The sequence below is a fragment of the Sphingopyxis sp. UBA6723 genome (genome assembly GCF_002454115.1).
Lineage (GTDB): Bacteria > Pseudomonadota > Alphaproteobacteria > Sphingomonadales > Sphingomonadaceae > Sphingopyxis.
The window spans coordinates 149,404-175,209 of the sequence record NZ_DKIH01000011.1 but is presented as its reverse complement, the minus strand read 5'-3'; the positions used below and the strand labels follow the sequence as shown (position 1 = coordinate 175,209).

24 protein-coding genes and 3 pseudogenes are annotated in these 25,806 nt (G+C 61.0%); 13 read left to right on the top strand and 14 right to left on the bottom strand.

What is annotated here, in order from left to right; genetic code table 11:
* From B4F07_RS11845 to B4F07_RS11830, 4 genes and pseudogenes are all read right to left on the bottom strand, one after another.
* Window positions 1-1,075: pseudogene (locus tag B4F07_RS11845) on the bottom strand (excinuclease ABC subunit A); the annotation flags it as partial.
* 590 nt (window positions 1,076-1,665) lie between these two features.
* Window positions 1,666-2,775 (bottom strand): S-(hydroxymethyl)glutathione dehydrogenase/class III alcohol dehydrogenase, encoded by a 1,110-nt coding sequence (locus tag B4F07_RS11840; protein ID WP_293704805.1) that lies wholly within the window; start codon window positions 2,773-2,775, stop codon window positions 1,666-1,668.
* A gap of 294 nt (window positions 2,776-3,069) precedes the next feature.
* Window positions 3,070-3,360: a metal/formaldehyde-sensitive transcriptional repressor gene (locus B4F07_RS11835; protein ID WP_293704803.1), complete on the bottom strand. Its 291-nt coding sequence runs from the start codon at window positions 3,358-3,360 to the stop codon at window positions 3,070-3,072.
* Between the two features lie 286 nt (window positions 3,361-3,646).
* Window positions 3,647-4,636: a zinc-dependent alcohol dehydrogenase family protein gene (locus tag B4F07_RS11830; RefSeq protein WP_293704801.1), complete on the bottom strand. Its 990-nt coding sequence runs from the start codon at window positions 4,634-4,636 to the stop codon at window positions 3,647-3,649.
* A 96-nt stretch (window positions 4,637-4,732) separates the two neighbouring features.
* Here B4F07_RS11830 and B4F07_RS11825 point away from each other — a divergent pair, with 96 nt between their 5' ends.
* The gene (locus B4F07_RS11825) at window positions 4,733-5,353 is read left to right on the top strand and encodes a TetR/AcrR family transcriptional regulator (RefSeq protein WP_293704044.1); all 621 of its coding nucleotides are present in this window, start codon (window positions 4,733-4,735) and stop codon (window positions 5,351-5,353) included.
* A 151-nt stretch (window positions 5,354-5,504) separates the two neighbouring features.
* Here B4F07_RS11825 and B4F07_RS11820 read toward each other — a convergent pair.
* From B4F07_RS11820 to B4F07_RS11800, 5 genes and pseudogenes are all read right to left on the bottom strand, one after another.
* Window positions 5,505-5,744, bottom strand: a pseudogene (locus B4F07_RS11820) (DDE-type integrase/transposase/recombinase); the annotation flags it as partial.
* 14 nt (window positions 5,745-5,758) lie between these two features.
* On the bottom strand, window positions 5,759-5,980 hold the full coding sequence (locus B4F07_RS11815) for a hypothetical protein (RefSeq protein WP_293704042.1): 222 nt from the start codon (window positions 5,978-5,980) through the stop codon (window positions 5,759-5,761).
* Window positions 5,981-6,000: 20 nt separating this feature from the next.
* On the bottom strand, window positions 6,001-6,321 hold the full coding sequence (locus B4F07_RS11810) for an HWE histidine kinase domain-containing protein (RefSeq protein ID WP_293704040.1): 321 nt from the start codon (window positions 6,319-6,321) through the stop codon (window positions 6,001-6,003).
* A gap of 121 nt (window positions 6,322-6,442) precedes the next feature.
* Window positions 6,443-6,784 carry a hypothetical protein gene (locus tag B4F07_RS11805; RefSeq protein WP_293704800.1) on the bottom strand — a complete coding sequence of 114 codons (342 nt, stop codon included), beginning with the start codon at window positions 6,782-6,784 and terminating at the stop codon, window positions 6,443-6,445.
* A gap of 9 nt (window positions 6,785-6,793) precedes the next feature.
* Window positions 6,794-7,165, bottom strand: a complete 372-nt coding sequence (locus B4F07_RS11800; protein ID WP_293704037.1) for a PAS domain-containing protein — start codon at window positions 7,163-7,165, stop codon at window positions 6,794-6,796.
* A 202-nt stretch (window positions 7,166-7,367) separates the two neighbouring features.
* Between B4F07_RS11800 and B4F07_RS11795 the strand changes: the two genes are divergently transcribed.
* From B4F07_RS11795 to B4F07_RS11770, 6 genes and pseudogenes are all read left to right on the top strand, one after another.
* Window positions 7,368-7,520 carry a hypothetical protein gene (locus tag B4F07_RS11795; protein WP_293704036.1) on the top strand — a complete coding sequence of 51 codons (153 nt, stop codon included), beginning with the start codon at window positions 7,368-7,370 and terminating at the stop codon, window positions 7,518-7,520.
* A gap of 464 nt (window positions 7,521-7,984) precedes the next feature.
* Window positions 7,985-8,245: pseudogene (istB, locus tag B4F07_RS11790) on the top strand (IS21-like element ISSsp4 family helper ATPase IstB); the annotation flags it as partial.
* A 411-nt stretch (window positions 8,246-8,656) separates the two neighbouring features.
* Entirely contained in the window at window positions 8,657-8,863 is a 207-nt protein-coding gene (locus B4F07_RS11785; protein WP_293704034.1) for a hypothetical protein, read from the top strand.
* 69 nt (window positions 8,864-8,932) lie between these two features.
* Window positions 8,933-10,057 carry an alkene reductase gene (locus tag B4F07_RS11780; protein ID WP_293704033.1) on the top strand — a complete coding sequence of 375 codons (1,125 nt, stop codon included), beginning with the start codon at window positions 8,933-8,935 and terminating at the stop codon, window positions 10,055-10,057.
* Between the two features lie 426 nt (window positions 10,058-10,483).
* Complete coding sequence (locus B4F07_RS11775; protein WP_293704031.1) at window positions 10,484-11,455, top strand: LLM class oxidoreductase; 972 nt, start codon at window positions 10,484-10,486, stop codon at window positions 11,453-11,455.
* Window positions 11,456-11,795: 340 nt separating this feature from the next.
* On the top strand, window positions 11,796-12,101 hold the full coding sequence (locus B4F07_RS11770) for an ArsR/SmtB family transcription factor (protein ID WP_254686121.1): 306 nt from the start codon (window positions 11,796-11,798) through the stop codon (window positions 12,099-12,101).
* A 34-nt stretch (window positions 12,102-12,135) separates the two neighbouring features.
* Here B4F07_RS11770 and B4F07_RS11765 read toward each other — a convergent pair whose 3' ends face one another.
* Together B4F07_RS11765 and B4F07_RS11760 are read right to left on the bottom strand one after the other, a co-directional pair.
* Entirely contained in the window at window positions 12,136-13,434 is a 1,299-nt protein-coding gene (locus B4F07_RS11765; RefSeq protein ID WP_293704027.1) for an acryloyl-CoA reductase, read from the bottom strand.
* A gap of 48 nt (window positions 13,435-13,482) precedes the next feature.
* Window positions 13,483-13,809 (bottom strand): helix-turn-helix domain-containing protein, encoded by a 327-nt coding sequence (locus tag B4F07_RS11760; protein WP_293704025.1) that lies wholly within the window; start codon window positions 13,807-13,809, stop codon window positions 13,483-13,485.
* Between the two features lie 350 nt (window positions 13,810-14,159).
* Between B4F07_RS11760 and B4F07_RS11755 the strand changes: the two genes are divergently transcribed.
* Window positions 14,160-15,026 (top strand): hypothetical protein, encoded by an 867-nt coding sequence (locus tag B4F07_RS11755; protein ID WP_293704023.1) that lies wholly within the window; start codon window positions 14,160-14,162, stop codon window positions 15,024-15,026.
* Between the two features lie 178 nt (window positions 15,027-15,204).
* Window positions 15,205-15,792: a hypothetical protein gene (locus B4F07_RS11750; RefSeq protein WP_293704021.1), complete on the top strand. Its 588-nt coding sequence runs from the start codon at window positions 15,205-15,207 to the stop codon at window positions 15,790-15,792.
* A 154-nt stretch (window positions 15,793-15,946) separates the two neighbouring features.
* Here the strand turns inward: B4F07_RS11750 and B4F07_RS11745 are convergent, their stop codons facing one another.
* Window positions 15,947-16,951, bottom strand: a complete 1,005-nt coding sequence (locus tag B4F07_RS11745) for a hypothetical protein (RefSeq protein ID WP_293704019.1) — start codon at window positions 16,949-16,951, stop codon at window positions 15,947-15,949.
* 527 nt (window positions 16,952-17,478) lie between these two features.
* On the opposite strand from B4F07_RS11745, the gene B4F07_RS11740 reads away from it, so the two are divergent.
* Window positions 17,479-20,883: a hypothetical protein gene (locus B4F07_RS11740; RefSeq protein ID WP_293704017.1), complete on the top strand. Its 3,405-nt coding sequence runs from the start codon at window positions 17,479-17,481 to the stop codon at window positions 20,881-20,883.
* Between the two features lie 122 nt (window positions 20,884-21,005).
* Here B4F07_RS11740 and B4F07_RS11735 read toward each other — a convergent pair whose 3' ends face one another.
* The gene (locus B4F07_RS11735) at window positions 21,006-22,049 is read right to left on the bottom strand and encodes a hypothetical protein (RefSeq protein ID WP_293704015.1); all 1,044 of its coding nucleotides are present in this window, start codon (window positions 22,047-22,049) and stop codon (window positions 21,006-21,008) included.
* A 532-nt stretch (window positions 22,050-22,581) separates the two neighbouring features.
* On the opposite strand from B4F07_RS11735, the gene B4F07_RS11730 reads away from it, so the two are divergent.
* From B4F07_RS11730 to B4F07_RS11720, 3 genes are all read left to right on the top strand, one after another.
* Complete coding sequence (locus tag B4F07_RS11730; protein ID WP_293704014.1) at window positions 22,582-23,346, top strand: hypothetical protein; 765 nt, start codon at window positions 22,582-22,584, stop codon at window positions 23,344-23,346.
* Window positions 23,347-23,627: 281 nt separating this feature from the next.
* Window positions 23,628-24,272: a MobA/MobL family protein gene (locus tag B4F07_RS11725; protein ID WP_293704012.1), complete on the top strand. Its 645-nt coding sequence runs from the start codon at window positions 23,628-23,630 to the stop codon at window positions 24,270-24,272.
* A gap of 161 nt (window positions 24,273-24,433) precedes the next feature.
* Entirely contained in the window at window positions 24,434-24,706 is a 273-nt protein-coding gene (locus B4F07_RS11720) for a hypothetical protein (RefSeq protein WP_293704010.1), read from the top strand.
* A gap of 168 nt (window positions 24,707-24,874) precedes the next feature.
* On the opposite strand, the gene B4F07_RS11715 is transcribed toward B4F07_RS11720, so the two are convergent.
* Window positions 24,875-25,660 (bottom strand): SAM-dependent methyltransferase, encoded by a 786-nt coding sequence (locus B4F07_RS11715; protein ID WP_293704008.1) that lies wholly within the window; start codon window positions 25,658-25,660, stop codon window positions 24,875-24,877.
* Window positions 25,661-25,806 lie beyond the last annotated feature (146 nt).

Sequence of the window (25,806 nt, the reverse complement as noted above, 5' to 3'; positions counted from 1 at the left end):
GCGTGCGGCGTACGTCGGGCGCGCCCTTGTGCGCAGAGCCGCCCGCCGCAACCCGTTGTTCGACCGCTGCATCGCGGGCCGCTTTCTCCAGAACATGGCCCTTCGAGGGGGCGGAGACCGCCCCATACGCGCCTTGCGCGACGGGCATCAGCAAGTCCTTCAGCTTGAGCACCGTCAGGTCGCCGAACTCGGCGATGTCGAGGCCCGCGAACTTCACGGACAGGGCTTCGCGCTTCAGGCGCTTGCCGTCGCAGGTCGGGCAATCGCGGCCGATGATATATTGCGAGACGCGCTTCTTCATCAGCGCGCTTTTCGTGTTGGCGAAGGTTTCCAGCACATAGCGGCGCGCGCCGGTGAAGGTGCCCTGGTAGCTCGGCTCCAGGCGGCGCTTGAGCGCCGCCCGGGTCTGTTCGGGCGTCAGGCCCGCATAGACCGGCACCGTCGGCGCCTCTTCGGTGAAAAGGATCCAGTCGCGATCCTTTTTCGGCAGCTCGCGCCACGGCGTATCGACGTCATAGCCGAGCGAAACGAGGATATCGCGCAGGTTCTGCCCATGCCACGCCGTTGGCCAGGCGGCGATCGCCCGGTCGCGAATGGTGAGGCTGGCGTCAGGGACCATGGTCTCTTCGGTCGCGTCATAGACGCGGCCGATGCCGTGGCAGGTCGCGCAGGCCCCCGCGACCGTGTTGGGGGAGAAATCCTCCGCATAGAGCATGGGTTGATGGCGCGGATATTCGCCGACGCGGGAATAGAGCATCCGCACCAGACTGGAGAGCGTCGTCACGCTGCCGACCGAGGATCGCGCGTTAGCCGAGCCGCGCTGTTGCTGCAACGCGACCGCAGGCGGCAATCCGTCGATCGCGTCGACCTCCGGCACGCCGGCCTGGTCGATCAGGCGACGGGCATAAGGCGCAACCGATTCCAGATAACGCCGCTGGGCTTCGGCATAAAGGGTGCCGAACGCGAGCGATGACTTGCCCGAGCCCGATATGCCGGTGAACACCACGAAGGCGTCGCGCGGCACATCGACGTCGACATTTTTGAGATTGTTCTGGCGCGCGCCGCGAACCTGCACGCAGGCGGGCGGCCCCGCATGCCCATGATCGGTGGCCGGCGTCGTCGCGTGTATATCCTTGTCCTTCAATTCAGTCTTCCTGCCATATCCGCCCGTGCGGCCCGTGATTCATTACGGTCGGGGTAACAGATGAATGCGTTTCCGACTCAATATATCCAACGGGCAGGCTGGCTCGATGTTCGGAACCTTTGAAATATTTTTCCAGCATTAGACAAAGGTTACGACAAAACTATTTTCCCGTTGGGTCGCGCGACGAGGCCACATACACCCGGCTGGTAAGCGCCTGGGCCAGGCGGCCCTGGTCCGTGCCGCTATCGGCTTGTGACGACTGCACTTCGGCGGTTGTTACCGCATCGCGACGCGTTGCCCAATTCCCAGAGCGCGCTTCATCATGGCGACGGTCGGGCCATGATGACGGCTGGCCTGTCAATCCGAGCGCCTGGCGCCGCGTCTTAGAACGCGACTGAACGGTCGACGTTGGCGGCGTCGAGGAAGAGAGGGAAGAAAATGCCTTCACCCGAGATAACCGGAGTGGTCATCCGGAACTTCCTCGATGCCTGGTGTTGCCAGAGGCGCTCTGGATCGGCGGGTCAGTAGTGAATGACCGTGCGGATCGACTTGCCTTCGTGCATCAGGTCGAACGCCTCGTTGATCTCCTCCAAACCCATGGTGTGGGTAACGAACGGGGCCAGATCGATATCACCTCTCATGGCGTCCTCGACCATGCCGGGGAGCTGTGTCCGTCCCTTGACGCCGCCGAAAGCGGACCCCTTCCAGACGCGGCCCGTAACGAGCTGGAATGGACGGGTGGAGATTTCTTCGCCCGCGCCGGCAACGCCAATCACGATCGACTGACCCCAGCCACGATGCGCTGATTCAAGCGCGGCGCGCATGACGTGGACGTTGCCGATGCACTCGAAGGTATGATCGATGCCCCAGCCCGTCATCTCGATCAGCACTTGCTGGATGGGCTTGTCATGGTCCTTGGGGTTGATGCACTCGGTCGCACCGAACTGGCGTGCCAGCTCGAACTTGGACGGGTTGGTGTCGATGGCGATGATGCGACCCGCCTTCGCCTGGCGCGCACCCTGAATCGCCGCGAGGCCGATCCCGCCCAGGCCGAACACGGCGACCGAATCTCCGGGCTGGACCTTGGCGGTATTGTGGACTGCGCCGATGCCGGTCGTGACGCCGCAGCCCAGCAAGCAGACATGTTCGGGGTTTGCCTCGGGATTGATCTTGGCGAGCGAGACTTCAGCGACGACAGTATATTCACTGAAGGTTGAACAGCCCATGTAATGATAGAGGGGCTGGCCATTGTACGAAAAGCGGGTGGTGCCATCGGGCATCAAGCCCTTGCCCTGCGTTTCGCGGACAGCGACGCACAGGTTGGTCTTGCCCGACACGCAGAAGTCGCACTTGCCGCACTCGGCGGTGTAGAGCGGAATCACGTGATCGCCCGGCCTGACGCTGGTGACGCCTTCACCGACCTCGACAACAATGCCCGCGCCCTCGTGGCCTAGAACCACCGGGAAAACGCCCTCCGGATCACTGCCCGCCAGCGTGTACGCGTCGGTGTGGCACACACCGGTGTGCGTCACCCGGATGAGCACTTCACCCTTCCGGGGTGGGGCGACATCGATCTCGACGATTTCGAGTGGCTTGCCCGGCTCGAAGGCTACAGCGGCGCGAGATTTCATGTTGGGGTACCCTCGTTGATGGAACTTGATTGCCGGCGCGAGGTCCTTGCGTGATCGTAGATTTACAGACGTTCGCATACTGGCAGGGAGTATATTTATGATACTCCCTGCCAGTATACAAGAGGTGTCCCGTTGAGGATCTCGACCAAGGGAGCATCCAGCGGCTGGCTTCGCTTCGCAGACCTCCCTCGGGGTCCGGACCGCCCAAGTCTGCGCTCTGGGCCGGTTGGCTGGATACGAGGTTTTTGCTCTGACTGCGGGAGAGCACGGGCAAGAAGAAGATCGCTGAAATCGTTACTTAAGATATGTACGCAGAATCTTCATTACGCCCTCCACGTCGTCCTCGTGATCGCTGCCCTCGCTTTTCACGGCCGGATCTGCACCGGCGCCGAATGTTTCCCTAAGGTGACTCTCCATCACTTCCGCCATCAGTCCATTTGTCGCGCCTCGCATGGCGACAATCTGCTGCAGCAGGGGAGTGCAATCGGCCCCGGCTTCGATCGCGCGTTCCAAAGCGTCCGCCTGGCCCTTAATACGCCGCAAGCGTGTAATGGCTCGCTTCTTGTCCTCTGATGAATGTGGCATCGCGCTTTCCCGAGAAATCGCTTCAGCATACTATACAGGGGGGGAGTTTCAATCCTGTCCAGAGACTGGCGCTTCTGTAATCAGGCGAAGTTCCCCGGCCAATCTCCAAATTCGCCCCACGATCGGGCAGGCATAGCCGCCATGTTACCCTGAGACAGGTCTGGCACGCGGAGGAGGAGCGGTCATGCTCTTAAGCCTGCGCCACAAGCAACGACGGCCTGGGCGCTTAGGGTCCGATCCTGTGTCTGGGAGGGGGAGCCATCGCTTGCTCCCCCAGGTTTGCTGGTCAGACCGTAACGACGACCTTGCCGATCTGGTCGTTCGATTCGAGGAAGCGGTGCGCGTCCTGGATGGCGTCGAGCGGGAAAGTGCGCGCGATCCGCGGCTTGAGCGCGCCCGATTCCAGACCCGCCACGATGAACGCCTTGGCGCGATCAAGGGCGGCGTCGTCCGAGACGATCTCGCTGTAGAGATAACCCTTGAGCGTGAGGCTCTTGCCCAGCACGGAGAACAACGGGAACGGCGTCGGCTCGCCGCTGAGCGCGCCATATTCGAGCAGGATGCCGCCGCGCGCCATGCTCGCGGTCAGCGGCTCGAACGACGGGCCTCCGACCGGGTCGAGCACCACGCGCGCACCTGCACCATCGGTTATCTCCATCACCCTCGCCACCAGATCCTCTTCCTCGGTCGCGACGACATGATGTGCACCGGCATCAAGCAGGGCCTGGCGCTTGGCGCCGGTACGCGTCGTCGCGATTACCGTCGCGCCGACCATCCGCGCAATCTGGAAGGCAGCAAGGCCGACGCTGCTGGAAGCAGCGGTGACGATGACGAAATCGCCCTGGCCGAGCTTCGCCTGCTCCACCAGCGCGCCCCAAGCGGTGACATACTGCATCCACACGGCCGCCGCTTCCTCGAACGACAGCGCCACCGGATGCTTGACGACGAGGCGGGCGGGCACGTTGGCGACCTCGCCATAGGTGCCCCAGCGCGCGATATCGAGCGGGGGGATGACGCTGACGGCTTCGCCTTCCGCAAACCCGGTCAAGTCCGCGCCGACCTTAAGGACGGTGCCGGCAGCCTCATAGCCAAGGCGGCTCGGGAACTCGGCTTCCTGAAGGTAGGCATGGTTGCGGAACATCACCTCGGCGCGGTTTATGCCTATCGCCTTGACCGCGATCTGCACCTCGTCGGCCGCGGGCGCGGGCACTGCCAAATCTTCAATCTTGAGGACACTGGCGTCGCCATATTCGTGGATTCGAACGATGCGGCTCATGGGACATTCCTTGATTATTGAACGATCGTTCTGTATCGATGTCAGCGACGAGGTTCAAGCTATTATTTATCGATCATTCCATATCAGGCGCCAGAAATGACAGAGACGAAAGCACGTCGCGGCGCAGGTCGCCCTCGCGTGTTCGACACTAACGCAGCGCTCGACAAGGCGGTACGGCTGTTCTGGCAGCGCGGCTACGAGGCGACTTCGATGGCCGATCTGGTGGCAGAGACTGGCGTCGCCGCCGCCAGTCTCTATGCGGCGTTTGGCAACAAGGCGGGGCTGTTCGCGGCGGTGATCGAGCGCTATGCCGCGACGTTCAGCGTCCACCTCTATGCCCCCATCAACGACCCGGCGTTGTCCACCTTCGAGGCCGTCAAAGACCTGCTGGAGCGAGCGGCGTCATCGTTCTCGGAGCCTGGAACGCCGGCCGGCTGCTTCATGTATTCGGCAGCGGCAGCCGTTTCGCCCGCGTCCGCCGCCATCGAATGCCTGCTGCGCGACAAGCGTATCGCGGCGGAGGCCCTCCTGATCGAGCGTCTGGATCGCGGCGCCGCGCAGGGCGAGCTTGCGGCCGATGCCGATCCGGCCACGCTAGGCAAATACATCAATGCGGTTATGGAAGGCATGTCCGTTCAAGCGCGCGACGGCGCTACGATTATCGAACTGCTCTCGATCGCCAAAATGGCACTCGATCGATGGCCGGCTGCGGTGTAATCGTCCAGGCAAGATCGTCCTCGGTGTTCTTGCAACAAGCCTCTGTCGATCTGCAGCAAAGCCCACTGCGAGCCCAGTCCGTATGTCCGGATTGACCTGATCGCGCCAGCTCCCGCTCAAAGAAAATGCCCGCGCCCGGTTGAAAGGGCTTTTCTACAACATCCGTGTAGGTCGGCTTTCCCGGCCTGCTGAAGTCCGGCGTGACGCGGTTGATGTAGGCCCAGTGGTCGAGCGCCCGCGAGATAAATTCCGGACCATTATCCACCCTGATCTTGGCAGGCGGACTGCCGCGCTCGAACAGCAGGCGGTCCATGACATCGACCACCTGTTCACCCTTGATCCCCTGATCGACGTGGATCGCCAGGCACTCGCGGGTATAGGCATCGACGACATCTCCAGCTTAAATCAGCTTCGATTTTGCCAGATCCTTCTCATTCTCGCAGGAAGCATTTTCCGGGACAGGGTCACTGTCGGACCGTCATGCTCGCCCCAACAGAAGAACAGGTGACGCTTGCCCTGCCGCTGCTTGATCGACCATTCGATCGCGACCCTGCCTTCCGGCACCGACAGCGCCCCGTATTTGATGGCGTTGGTCGCCAATTCGTGCAGCGCCATTGCCAGCGCCAAGGTGATCTCCGGGGAGAGCCTTACATGGGGACCGGAGGCGTGAAGCGATCGGCATCCCGGTCCTTGAACGGGAGCAGGGCTCTATCCACGATATCACCGATCGCCGCGCCTTCGACCTCATCCTGGATCAACAGCTCCTGCGCGGCTCCCAGATTGGTGATGCGAGCGGACACCGTGATCGCGGCGTCATCCAGTGAAGTCGCGTGCCTGATGGTCTGGCTGACGACGGCATTGACGGTCGCTAGCGTGTTCTTGACCCGGTGCGTAAGCTCACGCGCGAGAACGGCGCGGTGTTCTTCGGCAAATTTGCGCTGCGAAATGTCGGTCGAAAAGCCCGTCATGGCGAGCGGCGTGCCGTCTGCACGGTGCTGAAGCTCCCCCTGGACTGAAACACCAGAGGGCGTCAGGATGCGATATTCTATGTGATAGGGTTCGTTGCTCGATCGTACGTCCGACCGCCGCCTACATTGCGGGCAGGTCCTCGGGATGGATCGCCGCCAGCAGCTCCTGATAGGTGAACGGCTCGCCCAACGGTCGCCCGAACACCCGCTTGCAGCCCGACGACGCGGTCAACAAACACTCGGGCAGATCAAGCGTCCAGGTGGCAAGTGCGCCGGACTTCAACGCCATGCGCAACCGGGCATTGTGCGAGGCCAGGTCTGCATCCCGCTGCGCCACCTCGGCCGCCAGTGCCTCGCGGTCCTGTTCCAGTTGCAGAACGCGGTGCCGCTCTACCGTCACGTCGATCTGCGAGGCGACGAAATAACGCAAGCTACCGTTCTCACAGAACACCGGCCCGACCATCAGCCGGTTTCAAAAAGGCGTCCCGTCACGCCGATGATTGAGAAGATCCAGCTCGACCGGCTCACGCTGCTCGATCGCATCCCTCAGTCGAGCCACGTCGTCGGGATCGGTCAACGGCCCCTGCATGAAACGGCGGTTGCGACCCGCTACCTCGACGGCCGGGAAGCCGGTCAGCTTCTCGAAGGCGGCGTTGACGTAAACGGGCGGGCAATCGGGAAGCGTCGGATCGCTGACGACCATCGCGACCGGCGTCATCTTGAAGCCGGACTGCATAGGATCGCAGGCATTCAGCCTGGCCGCATAGGCGTCGATCGCCGCCTGAACCTCGGGCGGCGGCGTGAACGGTCGAATAGGTGCAGGGTCTAGCGGTTCTCGGTCCAAAGCGTGAACACACTATCTCTTCGCCGGATAACGGCAATCAACACGATCAAATCCGGCCCGCGGCCTTGATCCGGGCCGATGCCGCGACACGATCGGCTATCTTCAGCGTAAGCGTACGGCCTCCCGCGTGTTGCGGCATTCAGGCTCGGCGCTGATGGACCTCCGCTAATGAGTCCCTTTCTGGACTCCAGAGGGAGGCCAAGTGAAGGATCGGGTGGAGATCATCGCGCGCACCGAACGGCGCAGGAAGTTTTCGGATGCCGAGAAGGTGGCGATCCTCGCCGAGGCGGATGCAGACGGCGTATCGGTCCGTCAGGTCACTGAGCGCTATGAGATTGCCGTGAGCTTGATCTAAAATTGGCGGTCGGCGCGCCGCCAGGCAGCAGCCATTGCCAGTGAGGCGCTTGAGTTCATTCCCTACGGCGCGATCATAACGACGGAACCCGCAGCTGCGCCAGCGGTGCCTGAACCCCAGAAGGCGCCGGGACCTGTTTCGCCGCCGGTGCCATCAGTGTCGGAGGAACTCATCCGCCCCCATCCAGGTGCGCGCCCCGGCGTGATAGACATAGATATGCCCAGCGGCGTGCGCCTGTCGGTGGACTATGTGAACGAGAAGGCGCCGGCCCGCGTGCTGCGTGCATTCCGGGACGTCTCGTGATCTCGCTGGCGCCAGGAACGAAGGTCTATCTCGCGAGCAAGCCGGTCAGCATGCGGCTCGGTTTACCTGCCGATCCTTGCGCGCAAGCGCGGCGCCTTGCGGAACGGCGCTCCATTCCAGGACTGGGACCTTCCACCTGTACTCGCCCAGCTGCGCCGCAAGTTGCCGCTCAACTCTCACGTCTTGATCTCGTTGTGCTCGACGAAATGGGCTATCTCCCCTTCGCCCGTTCCGGCGGCCAGATGCTCTTCCACCTGATCAGCAAGCTCTACGAAAAGACCTCGGTGATCATCACGACCAATCTCGCCTTCGGCGAATGGCCGAGCGTCTTCCACGACGCCAAGATGACCACCGCGCTCCTCGATCGCATCACCCACCATTGCGACATCATCGAGACAGGCAACGACAGTTGGCGGTTCAAAACCGGAACTGAGCCCAAAACCCCTTCCCCCGGACCCCCATCCCCGGCGGTTAACCCGGTGGGTCAACAGGGACCTCCCACGGACGCCGCCGCCAGCACACCTGACGGTGTGCGTCGTCGTCCGTGGGCCCCTCCTATCGACTACCGGGATAACCGCCGCGCTGCCGAAAGGTGGGGTCAATATTGGGCGCCGATAGGGGGTCAGTTTTGCGCGCCGGTTGACACCTAAAGCCCCTGCATGACGCTGCCAATATAGCGCGCCTAGGCTCCGCAACCCGTTCCACGGCGCATCTGTCCTTCTGATTTAAAAGGGAAAAAAGAATACATAGTATAAATCTATGTATCGCGAAATTGACATATCTCAATTCATAGCTACCTTGGCGCTGTCACTCACGCACCAAGGAGATGCACAATGCTGACGTCAACCAAGCCCGCTCCGATCTACGCTCCCGATACCAGCTACGGTCACTTCATCGACAATCAGTGGGTCGAGGGTGAAAATGGCGAGACGATCGAGAGCATCATCGGCCGCGAGACCCACAAGTCCATGCTCGAAGCCTACAGCCAGAAGAAGAACATCATCGTCAGCCTCAACGAGGCTTCGTTTGGACTGTACTGAGATCGAGTGGTTGCGAGGCATATCCATGCCTCGCAACATCGAAACTTCGCGATATTTAGGAGTAATGAAATGAAGAACTCGGTTCTCTTCGACAACGTCCGGCTAGGGCCACATACCCTGCGTAACCGGATCGTCCTCCCGCCGCTCACGCGCTCGCGCAGCTCCCAGCCGGGCAACATCCCCAACGACCTGATGGCGGACTATTACCGCCAGCGCACCGGCGCCGGCTTCATGGTGACCGAGGGGACGCAGATCGAGCCGCGCGGGCAGGGCTATGCCTGGACGCCGGGCATCCACAGCCCTGAGCAGGTCGAAGGCTGGCGCAGGGTAACCGACGCAGTGCATGCCGAGGGCGGCATCATTTTCCTACAGCTGTGGCATGTCGGACGCGTGTCCCACACCTCGCTGCAGCCGGGCGGGGCCGCTCCGGTCGCGCCGTCGGCGATCCCGGCCGACAACGTCAAGGTGTTCATCGAAACCGGTCCGGGGCAGGGCGCACTGGCGCTGCCGTCGCCGCCGCGTGCGCTGACCACCGCCGAGGTCAAGGAACTGGTGCAGCTCTATGCCCAGGCGGCGCGCAATGCGCTCGATGCGGGTTTCGACGGCGTCGAGATCCACAGCGCCAACGGCTATCTGGTGAACCAATTCATCTCGGCTCACACCAACCGGCGCGACGATGAATATGGCGGCTCGCTGCAGAACAGGCTGCGCTTCCTGCGCGAGGTGACGCAGGCTGTCGCGGATGTCGTTGGCAAGGACCGGATGGGCGTGCGATTTGCCCCGCTGTTCGCCACGACCGAGGAGGATCGCGTCTATCTGGGTCTCGTCGAGGAGGATCCCCACAAGACCTATATCGAGGCCGTGGAGGTGCTTGAGGAGGTCGGGATCGTCTATCTCTCGCTGGCCGAGGCCGATTGGGAGAATGCGCCGGAGTTGCCCGAAGATTTCCGCGCAGATGTACGCAAAGCTTTCAGCGGCAAGATCCTCTACGCTGGCAAATACACCCCGGAGCGCGGCGTCCGCGTGGTCGAGGCTGGCTGGGGCGACCTGATCGCCTTCGGCCGTCCCTTTATCGCGAACCCCGATCTGCCGGAGCGTATCGCCCATAGCTGGCCGTTCAATCCGGTGGATCCGGCGACCATGTATGGCGGCACCGACAAGGGCTACACCGACTATCCGGCCTATCAGGACTAGGGGTTTTCGGGCTGCGTCCGGACATCCGGGCGCGGCCTGTGCTCCGGTGCGACGCCGGTAACAGGTGCGTACAACTCCAATGGGCATCGATGTCAAAGACGCGCTGAAAGCTCTCGACAACCCGACGCGCCTCGCAATTCTCGGGTGGCTGAAAGACCCGCGCAAAAACTTCCCTGGGCAGGAAGTGAATCCCTAACAGGTTGGTGTCTGCGTAAGCGCCATCCAGGAGCGATCCGGCCTCTCCCAGTCGACAGTGTCTTTGTATTTGACCGCCTTGCAGCGCGCTCAACTGGTCACGTCCCGACGTGTGGGGCCTTGGACTTACTACAAGCGGAACGAGGAAAATATCTCGACATATCTGGCGAGCCTCCAATCCATGATTAGACGAAGTGCCCACTGGGCAACCGAAAGCAAGGAAACCTCACGATGTATCAGCCCAGCACGATCCCTTATCAGCAGCATCGAAGTTTTCATCATACCTTCAAGGCGGGCCATCTGACCCTGGGGCTGTTCTTCCCCATCGAGGCCTTCCAGGGCGATTTGCCGACCATGCTACACCAGGCGGAACTAGCCCATCGCGCCGAGGAGCTTGGCTTCTCGACGCTCTGGTTCCGCGACGTGCCGCTGCGCGATTCGAGTTTCGGCGACACGGGGCAGGTCTTCGACCCGTGGGTCTATCTGGGCTTCATCGCCGCCCGGACATCGACAATCGCTCTCGGCACCGCGTCGATCGCGATCCCGCTGCGCCATCCGCTCCATACGGCCAAGGCTGCGGCCAGCGTGGACCAGTTGAGCGATGGCCGCTTGCTCCTGGGTGTCGCCACCGGCGACCGTCCGGTCGAGTTCCCGGCATTCGGCGTGGACCCCGACCAGCGAGGCGATGTTTTCCGCGAAAATCTGGACATCATCCGCCGCGCCCAGCGCACCAGCTTCGAGCCGCTGCAATGGAGCCGCGGGCTGCTGGCGGGCGCCGACCTGATCCCCAAACCCACCACGAATGAGCTCCCGTTCTTCGTGACGGGCAACAGCCGTCAGTCGATGGAATGGATCGCGCGGGAGAGCAGCGGATGGATGACCTATCCCCGGCCGCCCCAGGCGCAGCAGCTGTTCGTGGAAAGCTGGCGGGCGGCGGTCAGGGAACAGGCGGGTGAGACCTACAAGCCGTTCCTCCAGTCGCTCTATATCGATCTCGACGCGCATCCGGCCACGCCGCCGTCGCCGATCCATCTGGGCTTCAGGCTGGGGCGGGATCATCTGCTGACGCTTCTGGAAACCCTGGAAGCGATCGGCGTCGATCACGTCATCCTCAACCTCAAATATGGCCGCCGCCCGGCCCCTGAGGTGGTCGAAGAGTTGGGCTCGCACATCGTGCCGCGTTTCAGGGCGCATGCGCCATGAAATGGCCGGAGCAACACAGGGGCGCACGAAATGGTCTGCGGCGCTTTCCTGATATAGGATCCGCCACCCGACATGCAGGACCCGGCTGGCATCGACAAACTTGGGATCGAGATGGACAAGCCGTCGCAGCACTGAGGAACCTGCGGTCGTGGATTGTCTATCTCGCTGTCCTTGCGGGAGTAGATGCCGGGTTCGTCGAGGCGTTGCCATTACTGTGGTGTCAGATCTCTTCGCGATCGATGGCATCTTCGCAAAGGGCCGGTGACTTCTGGACGTCGCGCGGCATCCCACAGCGCAGCGATATATTGTAATATTGAAAAACATCGCTACATGGAGGAGCATGAGCATCGACCTCAATGAAGCCCTGAAGGCTCTCGACAATCCCGCCCGGCTGGCAATCCTGGCGAAGCTCAAGGACCCGCGCAGGAACTATCCCGAGCAGGAGGTCGATCCCGAAGACGTAGGTGTCTGCGTGAGCATCATCCAGGAGCGCGCGGGCCTCTCCCAGTCGACTGTCTCTCTCTACCTGACTGCTTTGCAGCGCGCCAAGCTCGTGACCTCTCAGCGCATCGGGCCCTGGACCTATTACAAGCGCGACGAGAAGAATATCGCGGCGTTCCTGAAGCAGTTGGAAGACCTGATCTGAGCGGCGGCCCGCGCGGCCGCTCAGATCGATCCGCTCATTCCTGTTCGATCTCGACGACGAGGCGCCCGCGTACCTTTCCTGCCAGGATGTCGGTCCCGGCCGCGATGACGTCTTCCAGGCGGATGGTCGAAGTGATCCGTCCCAGCCGCTCGCGATCCAGATCGGTCGCAAGACGCGCCCAGGCTTCGAGACGGCGCGGCTTCGGGCACATGACGGAATCGATGCCGAGTAGAGAGACGCCGCGCAGGATGAAGGGCACCACCGAGCCCGGAAGGTCCATCCCTTGCGCCAAACCGCAGGCCGTGACCGCGCTGCCATATCGGGTCATCGACAGGACGTTGGCCAAAGTATGCGATCCCACGCTATCGACACCGGCGATCCAGCGTTCCTTACCGATCGGCCGCCCGGGACTGGACAGTTCGTTGCGGTCGATGATTTCGGCGGCGCCAAGGCCCTCGAGATAGTCCGCTTCCTCGGCCCGACCGGTCGACGCGATGACGTGCCAGCCTGCCTTCGCCAACAGCGTGATCGCGAACGAACCGACGCCGCCGGCCGCACCGGTGACGATGACCGGCCCATCGGCTGGCTGCAGTCCATGCTTCTCCAACGCGAGAATGCTGAGCATCGCGGTATAGCCTGCGGTACCGATCGCCATCGCTTCGGACGGCGTCAGGTCAGCAGGTAACGGCACCAGCCAGTCGCCCTTGACCCGGCTCTTTTCAGCGAAGGCGCCGAGATGGGTTTCGCCCGTGCCCCATCCGCGCGCCTCGGCGCCGAGATAGCGATCGCTAAACTGAGGCAACGCAACTGCAAGGCCCGCTTCGACCATGGCTTGGCCCAGATCTACCTGCCGCGCGGTGCAGCTGGCGACGATCCGGTCATAGTCATCGACATCGCGCTGCTCACACCGCAATTCGGCACCATTGACCAGTTGCGCCAGTTTCGCCGACGCTTCTTTCCCGCATGCCCAGCTTTGACCCTGCCGCGAACATGTCTGGTAAAGCTCGGGGGCATCGACGCCGTGTAAGCGGACGGCAATTCCTGCCATGTCGAGGGAGTCGCCGTCCATCGCCCGGCCCGAGCCACTAATGTCCTGCGCGGATGCGGAAAGCGGGGTCAGCGCCAGTGCGATTACAAAAAGCCATTTCATGGGAAGGAATCTAGCGCGGTTAGCTTGCCAATTTCTTGAACAGCCTTGATCGATTGAGCCGAAGGTCCGCAATGCGAATATTCGCCCCAAAGACCGACTGACAGAACCGGCAATAGCCGAATCGACCAAAGCGCCGACCGCGCCGAACTCCTTTGCCGCGGACGTGGCGCTGGTGGCGACCACGAGGGTATGGGTCGGGCCTTCAGACCAGTGCTGAGAGCGCCCGCTCCACTACCCCCCAGAGCGGCGCTTCTGCATGCCTTTGATGATATCCCCAAGGACCAGGCGGTCTTGAGGATCGAGAGATTTCAGATCACGGTACATGACGAGCAAATGCTCGTCATCGCCATCTTCGTCCGGCTTCTCACCGACAAGGCGAGCGATGGACACCTCAAAATAATCGGCGAGCTTTCGGACGAGTTCGATCGACGGATTCTTAGCGGTGCCTTTCTCAAGCTCCCAGATATGGGCCTTCGACGCACCAATGGCGTCAGCCACTTCCCGAAGCGATTGCTGCTTTGCCGTGCGAAGGTTCTGCAGCCTCATCGCCAACGACATGCCCATGACTCCTTAGACCCAACTTACCATGAGATCAGCGACATAGAAATCAACGATCGTTCGGTCAAGTGAACGAGTTCGTTCGGCCGATTGACTCCGCCTATCGTATGACTTATCGAACGATATTGTTATTATATGTCGGACGGAGCGCCGCGTGGACGGTAACCAGCATATCATGGCAGATCCTCGCGGCTGGGCCGTCCACTCGGCGGAACTCAATGCTCTTGGATCAACCATCCGGCGGCTGATGAGCGAACGCGATACGCGCGCAGAGACCATCCGGTACAACACCATGAGGCCTTGTCGGGGACGAGTGGCATTGATGTTTCAAAATAAGCGGGAGCATAGGCATGGCTAAGAATACCACCAAATCGCAGGCGCTTGTTCCGGCTGAGCGGCGCCAGACGGCCGTACGCAGGAAAACGGCGACGCCAGTCGTCGTGCCCGCAACGGTCGACACGCTGCTGCCGATCCTCGGCTCCGAATTCGCCGCCGAGAAGCTGATCGGCGACGGAGGCGATGTCACCCGAGAGGGTGGCGTCGTTCTCGTCAGCGGCCGCGCCTATGCAACTCGCGAATGCGTCGTTCCCGCAGAAGAAATTTTCTACGATCAGGCTGCTCGACCCGGTGGCACGGGCGCGTGGCTCGGAGAGGCGGACAAGGTCAGCTGGCGCGATGCGGCGAGTGGATACGATTGCATCATGTTGCGTAACACGGACAATGGCTTCCTCTGCGGATATGTCGGCATTCCCAAGGATCACCCTCTCTGGGGCTGGGATGCAAACGCAGTTCCACCGGACATAGGGATCGATGTGCATGGCGGTTTGACTTATTCAAGACTGTGCGAAGAAGGGCCGAGTCCGACGCGTCGGTTAGCCGTCGAGGCGCGCCGCATCTGCCACGTGACATTACGGCCGGCGGTCTACCATCCGGTAGAACACGCAACCGACCACCGGGTCGAAGATTCGCATGCGTGGTGGTTCGGCTTCAGTTGCGATCATGCCTACGATCTTATTCCGAACGCCAGGCCGAATTCCTCCGGATCGAAGTCCTCGGAGCTTGGACGGATATATCGCGACGACGCATATGTTGTCAGGGAAACGGTCGCCCTCGCAGCTCAGCTGCGAGCAATCGCTGAAGGAGGCGCTGCGCCCGCGCGCGATGGCGCGCCGCCGCCGCTCGGCCTCGACCCTCGTCGCGGGGGTGGCCGTGGCTGACTTTGAGCATCACGTCGGCGAACTCCCGTGGGGCTGGTGGCTTCGAGCCAGTCCGTGCGGCTACGAGGATGCCTCTGGGCAAAATTGGGCAAGCGTCAGGGACGCCTTCTGGGAGGGAGAACTTGGATTCCCGCCGGTCCACTTCGCACCCGAACAGCATGAACTGATGTTGAGGGTCATGACCGCGATCGATGCGCGCTGGTTTGGCACGGAGAGCAACCACGATGTTTTCGGCGGGGACATGATGTTCTGGCGATTCTATCTGTGCTGGCTCGCCAGCATCGGAATGGTCGAGACATCGGCGGGGAGGGACCTCTTCGGTGGGGGGCTGAGCTCATTGGGCAGGTCCGTCCTCATGATGCTGCAGGCCACGCGCGAGCCGGAATTCGAGCGCTTGCCAATAGCGGCGGTTGTTGCCGCGGTAAGTGCGAGTGCGGGGCCCGACGCCGAGGCACGGGAGCGGGCGCTGATCACCTTTGAACAGAAGGTTGGATTTCGTCGCTATCTGTTCGCGCGCGAAAATCTGGGAAGGCGATATCTGGTGACGTTGACCGGACTTAACGTTGGCGCGCGGATGCCGACGCGCAATATCGCGTGGTCGCAGTCCTTCACCGACGCAAATTCGCGCGATGATCTCTTCGCTTGGCTCGCCGAGCGGGTGCACCGTTGGGATGATTGGGGGGGAATTGCCCACCGAAAGGGCGCGTCTGCGCTGACAAGCCATTTGTTGTCGGTCATCGTCGGTGCGGGCGGTCTGGCTCGGTGAATCCTATTCGGTGGCGCAATTAGTGCTGTGCTGGCGTGATCACGACGAGGCGGCGCCGCTATTACTGTGCGCGACCGCTAGCTTAGGCAGCCTCGGCCCCAGCTCCAACGAGGCAAGTAAGTGAAAGGAGCCAACCCGCGCCGAACGAAGTGTGTTATAGCTCGAGACGCGCGCATATTGCTGATAGTTCATTTTGAACCAACGGGTGATCAACTGCGGTCTCGAACATGTCGGCGACCGGTGGTGCGTCCGGTCGGGCGTTAAGCCGAATATCCCCTTTAGACGACCGCGCGTACAGTTTCCGAATCTTATTGGGGCCGGCCCGGAGCCACTCGACAAGTCTCTGGGCAACGACCGGATCTGTTCGAGGTGCTTCCCGACGTGGCGGCCACAGCTTTTCATTGTCTTGACCATTGCGGCTCGGCGGAGTGTCCATCTGCAGCGGCTCGGCAACGGCAGCCATCGGCTGGACGTCATCTTCAGGTTCCGGGTTGTTATGATGCGCCTTTCTCTGCTCGGCGGTGAGCCAGCGGTTTACCTGCTCGATCTTGTTCGGATCGCGCAAATAGCTACAGATGAGATGCGTAGTGTCCGACGTCGCGCCGCCTCGGCGGATGATGGTCTCCAACTGCCTGATTGCTTCTTCGCGATTACGGATCGCTTGACGAAGCGCTTTCTGCTCATCGGCAGAGAATGCATCCATTTCGAACCCGATGACGCTTGTTGAGCGCTCCGTCTTCGGCCGCGCTTGGGGACGTGAAGCAGTGGGTAAAGATCGGATCATCTCATCATAGAAGAGTCGTGCGATCGCAAGCCGGAGCTCCGCCCAACGCAGGGCGTTCGCCCGATCGTCGGAATATTTGGCGATATATTCGTCGTGCGCTCGTATGAAGTAGCCTTCAGCCCTGCGCAATTCACTGATCGTCGCCTCAGGCTTCAGACCGGGGTTGCGCAAGATCTTGCGGAGCTCGGCAAACGCCGGTCCATTCAGGTGCTGGCCCGCGAACAAGGTTTCGATCGTGACGGTTTCATCACTCGCTCGGGCGGCTTGGGTGATAGCGGCTTCAAGCTCGCGCTCTAATTTTTCGATCTGTGTACAGTGCGCCGTCAAACCTTCAGCGATTACGCGCGCTATGGCCTCTGCAAGCAAGTTTTTCATGATTATCTCCTTGCTTGGTCGGTAGGTTGGAGCCCCGGTGAACGACGAGCCATTCTGTCGCTGATAAGGCACGGCTCGTCGCCAAAACCTGACATTCAAGCTCGTTGTTCCACTGCAAATTGGTGCATGGATATTACAACGAGCATTTAAATATCCAAAGACCGGATATTGGGACGACTTCGCCGCCACCGAGATCGGGTATCGTTGCAAGTCAGATAGTATCTGAAGCCGATATTCTCTCATGCTGAGAGATATCCGGTTCGAGTTCAAAATCTCTTAACTAAATATCTTGCGGAATATCGGTAATTTATCCAGAATATCTCAATAAGATATCGAGAATATATCGGGAGTAACTGAATATTTTTTGCGAAATAGGTTAGCTGCCCATTCTTCGATTGTGGAAGCTAACATCAACATGATATCCTTCGGATTAGGAAGGTCGGTTTCGCTCGGGACTTCCCGAGCGGGCGCCTGCCGCGGGCTGGTGGAACGGGCACGGCTCGCCTTGGAAACGTGGACTGGAGATCATGGATCCGATCGGAACTTTTCGCAGGCGCGCAACAAAGCGGATCATCCGCGACTTGCCGCTCGACCTTGCGGAGACGGAACTCGACGATCCCCTGGGGCTCCTGCGCGGCAAGGTCCGAGCGAGCCTCGATTCCGCGCAGCGCTGGGAGCGCGGGAAAGCAGCTCCCGCCCGGCGCGCCTGGTTCGGCATTCCGAGCGTGCCGGACGTATCGCGGCTGACGAGCGGGGCGGGGGAGCGCAGCTTCCACCTGGCGCGCAACGTAACTCGCGAGCGATCGGCGGCGGCCTTCGATGATTATGCGACGGGTAAGATAGGCGATGCGAAGGCGGAGCCGGAAATAGCGGCAGAGGAGCGGCCCGCTGCGACGTTCGACCGCTACACGCAGGACCATGGCTATGACGATCGCCAGATCCTCATCACGACGCTCGATCCGGATCCGGTCAAGCGAGCCAGGCAGTGGGACGCGGTCGAAGCGCATGAGTTCGGTCGGCGCCAGAACAAATCCGCCGGACCGCCGCGTCTCAACATCAGATACGAACGCGCGCCTGAGTTTCTGTCGGGCGCTGCGCGTCGCAACGATTGTCCGGAAGGTTTGCGTGGCATCCTCACCGCCGAGCAGAGGCGGGTGGATGGCGGCAAGGCGCTCGGCAAAAAGCGCCAGTTGGTTGGTGTGCCGTGGATCGATCCGGAGGCGCCTGCTGCGCTGAAGTGGCTGGAGGCACTGCCCGGCTGGCCGGATGCGGATCCTCCAGTGAAGCTCAGCGAAGGTCGCGGCAGCTATGCGGTTATCGCGGGCGAGGCGGAGCTGCCCGCCGATCTCGACGGCGCGGCGCACGAACGCATTCTCGTCGGTGCGAACGCCTGGGTGCAATCGTTCGCCAAATCCGAAAGCGGCGATGCTGACGCAAATCGGGTCGTGCCCGCCCTGTTCGTGCGGCATGAACCCGACGCATTCAATAATCTGACGAACTGGCACCTGCATTTCCAGGTCGGCAAGCGCGCGGTAACCATCGATGACGACGGTGCACTGGCGTTCGACGTTCACGTCGTGCCGCAAATCGCGACCAGCTTCATGAAGCCGTTCCGCTGCGAGATCGCGCGTCTCGTCAACATCGAACTTGAGGTGATTGATGCTGGCTATCGTCTCTCGCCAGAAACCTATGCGAAGATGGGGCTGGATGCGCAAACCATGCGTAAGGTCGGTGGCAAAGCCACCGTACTCGAACGTGCCGGAGATACGCCTGATGTGTCGCTCGACAATGCAGCAATCGGCTGGGGGCGCGTGCTCGCGCAGCAGGTGGCGAAGCGCGATGCGGATTTCGCGGATGCCGATGCGGCTTTCGAATTACGCGAAGCGCGCGTGCGCGAAGTCCGCACTTCGGACGACCGCGACCGGCTGGAGCGGCTCGCGCGCGAGCTTCGCGATCGCGAGCGTACCGCGATCCGGCTGCGCGCCGAGGCCGCCGAGATCGAAACGCTGTGCGCTATGGCGCGCAGCCATCCGCGTATCGTTGCGAGATTTGCTCCGGGCTATGCCGACAAGGCGCGTAAGGACGGACACGATACCTATATGTCGCACGCGTGGACCCGGCGGGGTAACGAGGCCGAAGCCTATCTCGATGAACTCGAACGGGAGTTGGTCGTTGAACAGGCCGCGATAGCCGAGCGCCGCGAGCAGGCGAAGTTTCTCGAACGCACCGCCGCCGATCTTCGCGAACGGCTCGAGCGAGACCTGGGACTTGCGGTCCAGGACCCTGAACCGACCCGCGTTGTCGACGCAATATTGTCCCGCGAGCCCAGCTCCCGAACGTTGGTCGACCCCAATGCGGTGATGAAGCGCATCGCCGAGACGCCGCTCCTTCTCAGCGAAGTCGACGGACGCTTGGTCGTGCTTCCTGCCGACGATCCTCAGGATTTGATCCACGGCGTCGATTTGAATGCCGCACCCTATCGAAAGCGCCTCCCGGCGATCCGCGATGCCCAGCAGAAAGAACTCGCCCAAGTCAGCGCGCTGCTGATCAAGCGCGGGCCGGCAGGTTTGGATGATGATAATCTCGTCGACAAAAGCGCGTGGCTGCAGACGACGGTCAGACGTTGGCGCGATACTCCCGAGATTGGACGGCGGATCAGATTGCGCGATCTGCGCATTCAGGCGACCCGCGAAATCGCGTCAGGCCGCCAGCGGGAGGCCGACCAAGAATTTGCACTGTCGCCGCCTCGCGCGCTCGACCAGCACTTGCCGACCGTCGCATCGTTGGGCGCACGCGGACTCGATATGGTGGGGCTGGGCGAGATCACACCGGGCCGCGAACCACAGCCGGTGCCCGCATGGCGTTCGCCGCGTGCAGACCTGCCGCGGGAATATGATATTTCCGCCGACGAAACTGCTCCCGTCGCGCCGAATCAGGCGACGACTTTGCGCGATGTTCGCCGTGATGACTATCGTCCCATCCATCACAACGGGCGGGAACAGTTTGCTGATCTGTATGAGCGGCTTGCCGACACCTCAATCAATGGGCCATTTCCCGACAGACCGACCAATGACCAGCTTCAGGCGCTTCGATCGGTGATCGAAACCTATCCTGTTCGGATCGTGCACTGGCGCGGCGCGCGACGGATCGATCTGCGCGACGACCCTCGCCGCTGGTTCGATACCCCTTACATCCGGAGCGCGGCGGGGCAGGACCTGCTTTCGACGATTGTCGATAAGCGTGCGCAGGTGTTCAGTAAGCTGCCCGATATCGACCCGGCACGCCGGCCCACGGCGTGGGAGGTAGAGCAGAAGCGGCGGGCATCCCTGCTTGATCGACCTGCTACACACCTCGCGCCGGTGCCTGCCGAATTAATGGACGCCCGTCAGGTTACCGACCCCGCCGCGCTGTGGCGCGATGCGCCTGTTCCGTTTCTATTCTCGCGGCTTGCGGATGCAGAGGCGCCTGAAACAGTGAAGGCACTTCGAGACGCCCTCGGACCTCGCGGAGAGTGGCTGACACGGCCTGACATCCGCGCCCGCACGCAGGCTGCATGGTTCGTTCAGCAAGAGACCCGCAATGATATCCTGCATGACCGGCTGGTCGAAGCAGACCGTTGGCCACTCGCGAACGTCCGAGCGAGCGCAGCGGATCGCTTTCGGCACATGGGCGATCCGCTCCTCGACGACGAGTGGCTTCTGGTGGAGCGCGGTTCGGTGCGGTTTGATCCGCCGAAAGAGGCGGATCGGTTGAAGCGCGCGCTGGCATCGGCGCGATCAAATGCGGACAATGCTGCCGCTGCCGCAATCATGGCGTTCGGGGTCAAGCCGCGAGCAGCGAAGCAAAAGACGAAGCGGTCGAAGTCGTCGAAGCGCCTTCATTCGTCCGCTCGCGGGCTGCCCGGCCGAGAGCCCGGCGGTAGAGGACGCTGACCTCCTGACCGTGAGTAAGCGTTCTTCCGACTAGGTGACAATTACCCATGCGGTGCCGCTGCAGAACGCCCCGCATGACTGGGCCTCACTGGCCGTGAAGCTAAATTCGCAGCGCTCACCAGTCAGACATGAGTGCAATGGTCCGGTAGGGGCGTGGTCGGGATTTCCAGATCGAGCCTAGTCCCGTCGGTTCCAAATGCCGAGAAATCCATAATGATCGCATCGAGTGGGAAATAGGGCTTCGCGATCATAACAGATAGTGGACGTCCGACAAGCGCGGCAAGAATGGTTTGTGGCATTTGCTGCCAGAACGTGAATGTACCCTGCCGCAAATCGACTTCGTTATTGCGCTCGAACACTTCACCGGTGAGAATATCTTCTTTCCACTCCAGCCTGCCGGTTGTGCGCCCGCCGTTTAAGAGGAACTGGAGTTTGCCGGCACGCTCCAGCTGATCCAGCGCGTAAGTCAATTTCATTCCGGAAACCGACAACAGATTCTGTGCGGTCTGGTCTATCAGGCCGCGCGTGTGATTGGCGCGATGTTGCGCAAGCAGGTCAGCGCGCCTCGCGTGCGTGGCGAGCATGTCTGCGAGCCCACGTCGCAACTTTGCACCGTTCGACACATGCGCGCGGATGGTTTCAGGGCCAAGCCCGAGGCCGTCGCCGAGGACCTCCAAAGTTATGCCCATTTCAAACTTCTTGAGGCTTACACGCGGAAAAACACTGATCGCGATCAATCTGGGGGCAGGGTGCACATCTGATATCGACCCCATGATCTTATCCGCAATCGCTTGGGCTTCCTTGGCAAACCCACTGATTTGCTCGCGGTTATCGCGGAACCGCTGGACGGTTGATCGAATATCACTCACCAGAGCGGTAGCCGGCATGCCCGGGACGCCCGATCCGATGTCGAGCCGAAACTCTGCACCGCCGAATGATGGCAGTGACTTTGATCTGAGGCAGAGGCCAATGAACGTGTTGTCCCGATAGCGCTTGGGAGCGATGGACAATGCGCCGAACACCTCTGCAAGTTCGCCTCGGATCTGTCTATTTGCTTCAATCTCAACCTGCCGAAGATTGGCCTCATGATCTTCTGACCAACACATTGATCGTTGGATTATGTAGCCGCCAATCGCTGCCGACTCTGCGTCATTTTTTGCTCGCATTCTCAAGACCCTTGTTCGCTCGCTACGCCGGGGTGGCGCATCTCGATGCCCTAATGTTCATTATAGGTTCGACTTTTGTTTCATCAAAGCGCGCTGCATCAAACAAAGAACCGTCGTGGCCACTGACGGGCGGAGGTGGGATAGCCCACGCTAAGACTAGTCGGCAGAGCAATGAGTGCGGTGTAGCCGGTGGGCGATGAGACGGTCCCGCGCGACATGACTGCCGTTGCGGCGATCGCGGCATTCGGGACTGGGTCGCGAACAGTTAGCCACAGGCCGGTTGAGAACCTGGTGATCGCGGTCGCCGACGCTGATCGCCTGACCGTCAAGAACCTCTGCTTCTTGTAGAATGGCAATCACCCCTGCGTCCCAGCCGCAGAACGACCTCGGATGTCCGCCGGATGGAAAAGCGGGACGCGGCTGCGCGCCCGCCAAGCGGTGGAGACGCTGACGCGGGAAGCGAGGAACAGGGTGAAAGGAAAAGAGGCAGGAGTTCTGTCTCGGATCCCTGATCCTCCGAAAGGAGAATATCGTGAACGAGTATCAACTTCCCAAATGCCTACAGGTGATCGGTCTGGCGTGCATTCCCGTCAACGACATACCAGACGAGCATCCGGCGTTGGCACGCAGGCCGGTTGCGGCGGCGGTCCTGACGATGGTCGATCAAGATGATGGTCAGCGCTGGATCAACACGATCTGCGTCTCCGATGCGCGCAAGTCGGAAATCCCATTGCCGCACTTGCTCGACAAGACGCTGTTGCCAGGGGTTGTCCAGATCGCGTCCACGGCCGATCGCCTGACGTTGGCGATGGACGCGATGAGCCGGCGCTTCTTCGTCGAGCCGGCTCTTGCAGAACTCTGCTTTGGCGAGACGGCTATCGATCCCGCCGCGATGGGTGACCATGGGTTCGATGAGCGAACAGCGTGCCGTCGTTTCTCGATCCCGATGCCCGAGATCGGCGATGCGGACATCGAGCTTGCCTGGTCGCGCTCGGCGCCTGCGGCAGCCGAAGACCATGCGCTGCGCGTCGCGACCGCACGCTTGATGCTGTGGGCGCATGTCGAGGCGTTCCGCATCGCGCGACCGGAACCCTTCTTCGAGATCATGCTGGCCCTGCGCGACTGGATCGATGCCAGCGAGTATCTCAAGGCCGCGCTCGCCGATATCGGGAACTCACGCCCAATCCGCCGTGCAGACTCTTGCGCGCATCATTATCGCGACTATCGACAACGCCTTGCTGCGGGCGACGAAACCGCGAGATGGGTCAGCTTCGAGGACGGCCTGTTCCACGCCTGAGCGCGCCTAACGCGTAAACTCACTATCGATGAAAAAATGGCCTCGCTGCTCGGGTCGCGCGAGCAGCGAGGCCTGCGAGCGTGCATATGCACAACGCTTCGCATGCGACGGGCCGCTGTCATGCCCGTCAGGGCACGGTCTAGCGACCAGCTTTAAATATCCGGTGAATCGACGTCCAGCAGCCACTGCGGCGCCGTCTTGCCATCCCTCCATCACACATAAACTCAGCAAGGGGACCGCAGCGATGCGGTCCCTTTCTCCTTTATAGAAAGACGTACCAAATGACGACCATCCACAACATCCGACCGTTCAACACCCGCTATGTGATCCGGGACCGGTCAAGCCGTTATACGCCCGAACTCTTGCGCACGCACCGCACGGCGCAGGCGAGCTATGCCTACATCAACCGCCAGAATAGCGTTGATGAATGGGGTCCGACGCCGAACTGGGCGTCGCGCTCCGACCTTGCGGCGGCGGGCCGATGTGCTCCTGCCCGCGCCGCCGGACCCAAGCTGGGGGGAATCGCGCTGTGGGCACAAGCGGACGAGAATGCGGCGCGGTATCGGCCCGACGAGCCGACCATCGCGCATTGCGTTGGCAGTCTGCCGCGCCATGAGGACCTCGCCTTCTGGCGGAATCTGATCGAAGGCTTTGCCGAGGATTATCTGGTCGCCCGCGGCATGGTCGTCGACTGGGCGATCCATCACCAAGCGGAAACCGACGATCAGCCCGAAATCGCACCGCACGTGCATTTCCTCATTACCTTGCGAGGATATGACCAGGAGCACCGCGATTACGGCAAGGTTCGCCAGAACTGGCTCAGAACGGACAACTCTCGCAAGCGCCTCGCCGAGCGTTGGTGGGAACGGACCGGAATCGTCCCGCCCGAATATGTCATGGCAGCGACAGCGCAAAAATCCCGCTGAGATCGTGTCGGCACCGAGCACCGGTAACGCCCGGTGCCGAACACCATGAATATCGCATTGCCTGTTCTGGCTTCAGAAGGATCGGATAGCGAGGCCTCTAGACCAGAAGAAGAGAGAAATTGAGCGGAGAGGGTGATCTGAAGATCGGAGGAGAAAATAGAATGTTTATCGTTGAACCAACTGCTGTAGTCATTGCCGCGTATGTCACGGCCCTCGTTATGCGAGAAATGCCGCGCCTGTTTGCATTGCTCATCGTCCGGATCGCCGACGGGCTGTCGGCAGCTAGGCACACTCAGATCGTGGAAGCGCTTAGCGGTCGCCAAGTCCCAGTGACTTGGGCGGCAACGTCGGAAGATCGCAAGTTGTTGCGCGCCGCCATGCGCTCCACAATGCGTATGGCGACGTTTCGCTCGCTCTATCCTCTGAACCGCTGAAACCGGCTGTTAGGCCCATTTTGACTGCGACAATTTACCAGAATGATTTGCAAGAGCTTCGCCTCGCCCGCCAAACACGGCATTCTCTAATTTCGAACCGTGTGACGTCGCGGAGCCAATGTCTCCGAGGAAGCGGAGATCTCAGATGATGGCTTTTCGGGTGAATGCTTACCTCCCGGTCAATTGGCGATAGAGCGACACGATCTCCGACTTTGATAAGCTCGGATTGCCCGCCACGTTGAGCGCGACCTTGGCGAAGTTGAGCCGTTTCATTATTGGCTCCACATTACCTCGAATGAAATAGTGGGAAGACGGACTCCGCGTGAGGTCTCGGTGCACGCGACCTGCTCGCGCACCGACGCGCTGTATCGCGAAGTCGGCTCGTTCTGGCGTCGTCCAACTCCAATCCCGATGGTGAAATGCGACATGTTGCAACTCTCGCAGGTCATCGCGACGCTCCCAGATCTGGAATACAGCCGGTACATCGTACGGCTTGGACCTGAATAGGAACGCGTCACGCTGCACAGTCTCCTCGTGGATTAGATGGAAGTTACGATCGAGGCGATTTTCTATGGAGGCCTTCCGAAATGATCTCGGCAGTATGAGTGCGATGACACTCGCCTGGCACGCAGCATGGTTGAAGAAGCGCACTGCTATACTGGCATTCCGGCCGAACGGCGGATTGCCGATCACAGCCACCTCTCGTTCGCTGCGGATTTCAACGCATAGGAAATCAGCTGTGCGGATACCCGGATATTTTGGATCAACATCAAACGCGAGGCTCCCATGGGGCATCAGTCTGAAAAACGATCCGGTGCCAGCGCTCGGCTCGACTAGCTGATATTGGTTCGGATCAAAATACTCCTGAAATACGCCATACAGTTTTCGTGCGACTTGTTGACACGTATAATACTGATCGAGCAGTACATCCTGCGGCTTTGGCCAAATTTTCATTTTTCACTCCTTGGAGACAATATTCCATCTCGTCGGACGTGATTATTTCGCCGACCCTGAGTTATAGGATCGTCGCAATGTCATCCCAAGCTACTCAGAAGTTTTTTTCATTTATTCGAATTTCAATAGATCTGGGCGCAAGGTAA

What these genes read in the sequence shown, in the direction of transcription:
- B4F07_RS11760 (WP_293704025.1), bottom strand. Translation starts at nt 13,809, where the DNA reads ATGTCGTTGGCGATGAGGCTGCAGAACCTTCGCACGGCAAAGCAGCAA.
- B4F07_RS11735 (WP_293704015.1), bottom strand. Translation starts at nt 22,049, where the DNA reads ATGCGAGCAAAAAATGACGCAGAGTCGGCAGCGATTGGCGGCTACATA.
- B4F07_RS11725 (WP_293704012.1), top strand. Translation starts at nt 23,628, where the DNA reads ATGACGACCATCCACAACATCCGACCGTTCAACACCCGCTATGTGATC.
- B4F07_RS11805 (WP_293704800.1), bottom strand. Translation starts at nt 6,784, where the DNA reads ATGGTCGGGCCGGTGTTCTGTGAGAACGGTAGCTTGCGTTATTTCGTC.
- B4F07_RS11715 (WP_293704008.1), bottom strand. Translation starts at nt 25,660, where the DNA reads ATGAAAATTTGGCCAAAGCCGCAGGATGTACTGCTCGATCAGTATTAT.
- B4F07_RS11785 (WP_293704034.1), top strand. Translation starts at nt 8,657, where the DNA reads ATGCTGACGTCAACCAAGCCCGCTCCGATCTACGCTCCCGATACCAGC.
- B4F07_RS11775 (WP_293704031.1), top strand. Translation starts at nt 10,484, where the DNA reads ATGTATCAGCCCAGCACGATCCCTTATCAGCAGCATCGAAGTTTTCAT.
- B4F07_RS11755 (WP_293704023.1), top strand. Translation starts at nt 14,160, where the DNA reads ATGGCTAAGAATACCACCAAATCGCAGGCGCTTGTTCCGGCTGAGCGG.
- B4F07_RS11740 (WP_293704017.1), top strand. Translation starts at nt 17,479, where the DNA reads ATGGATCCGATCGGAACTTTTCGCAGGCGCGCAACAAAGCGGATCATC.
- B4F07_RS11835 (WP_293704803.1), bottom strand. Translation starts at nt 3,360, where the DNA reads ATGCCACATTCATCAGAGGACAAGAAGCGAGCCATTACACGCTTGCGG.
- B4F07_RS11830 (WP_293704801.1), bottom strand. Translation starts at nt 4,636, where the DNA reads ATGAGCCGCATCGTTCGAATCCACGAATATGGCGACGCCAGTGTCCTC.
- B4F07_RS11770 (WP_254686121.1), top strand. Translation starts at nt 11,796, where the DNA reads ATGAGCATCGACCTCAATGAAGCCCTGAAGGCTCTCGACAATCCCGCC.
- B4F07_RS11825 (WP_293704044.1), top strand. Translation starts at nt 4,733, where the DNA reads ATGACAGAGACGAAAGCACGTCGCGGCGCAGGTCGCCCTCGCGTGTTC.
- B4F07_RS11750 (WP_293704021.1), top strand. Translation starts at nt 15,205, where the DNA reads ATGACCGCGATCGATGCGCGCTGGTTTGGCACGGAGAGCAACCACGAT.
- B4F07_RS11720 (WP_293704010.1), top strand. Translation starts at nt 24,434, where the DNA reads ATGTTTATCGTTGAACCAACTGCTGTAGTCATTGCCGCGTATGTCACG.
- B4F07_RS11745 (WP_293704019.1), bottom strand. Translation starts at nt 16,951, where the DNA reads ATGAAAAACTTGCTTGCAGAGGCCATAGCGCGCGTAATCGCTGAAGGT.
- B4F07_RS11780 (WP_293704033.1), top strand. Translation starts at nt 8,933, where the DNA reads ATGAAGAACTCGGTTCTCTTCGACAACGTCCGGCTAGGGCCACATACC.
- B4F07_RS11810 (WP_293704040.1), bottom strand. Translation starts at nt 6,321, where the DNA reads ATGACGGGCTTTTCGACCGACATTTCGCAGCGCAAATTTGCCGAAGAA.
- B4F07_RS11840 (WP_293704805.1), bottom strand. Translation starts at nt 2,775, where the DNA reads ATGAAATCTCGCGCCGCTGTAGCCTTCGAGCCGGGCAAGCCACTCGAA.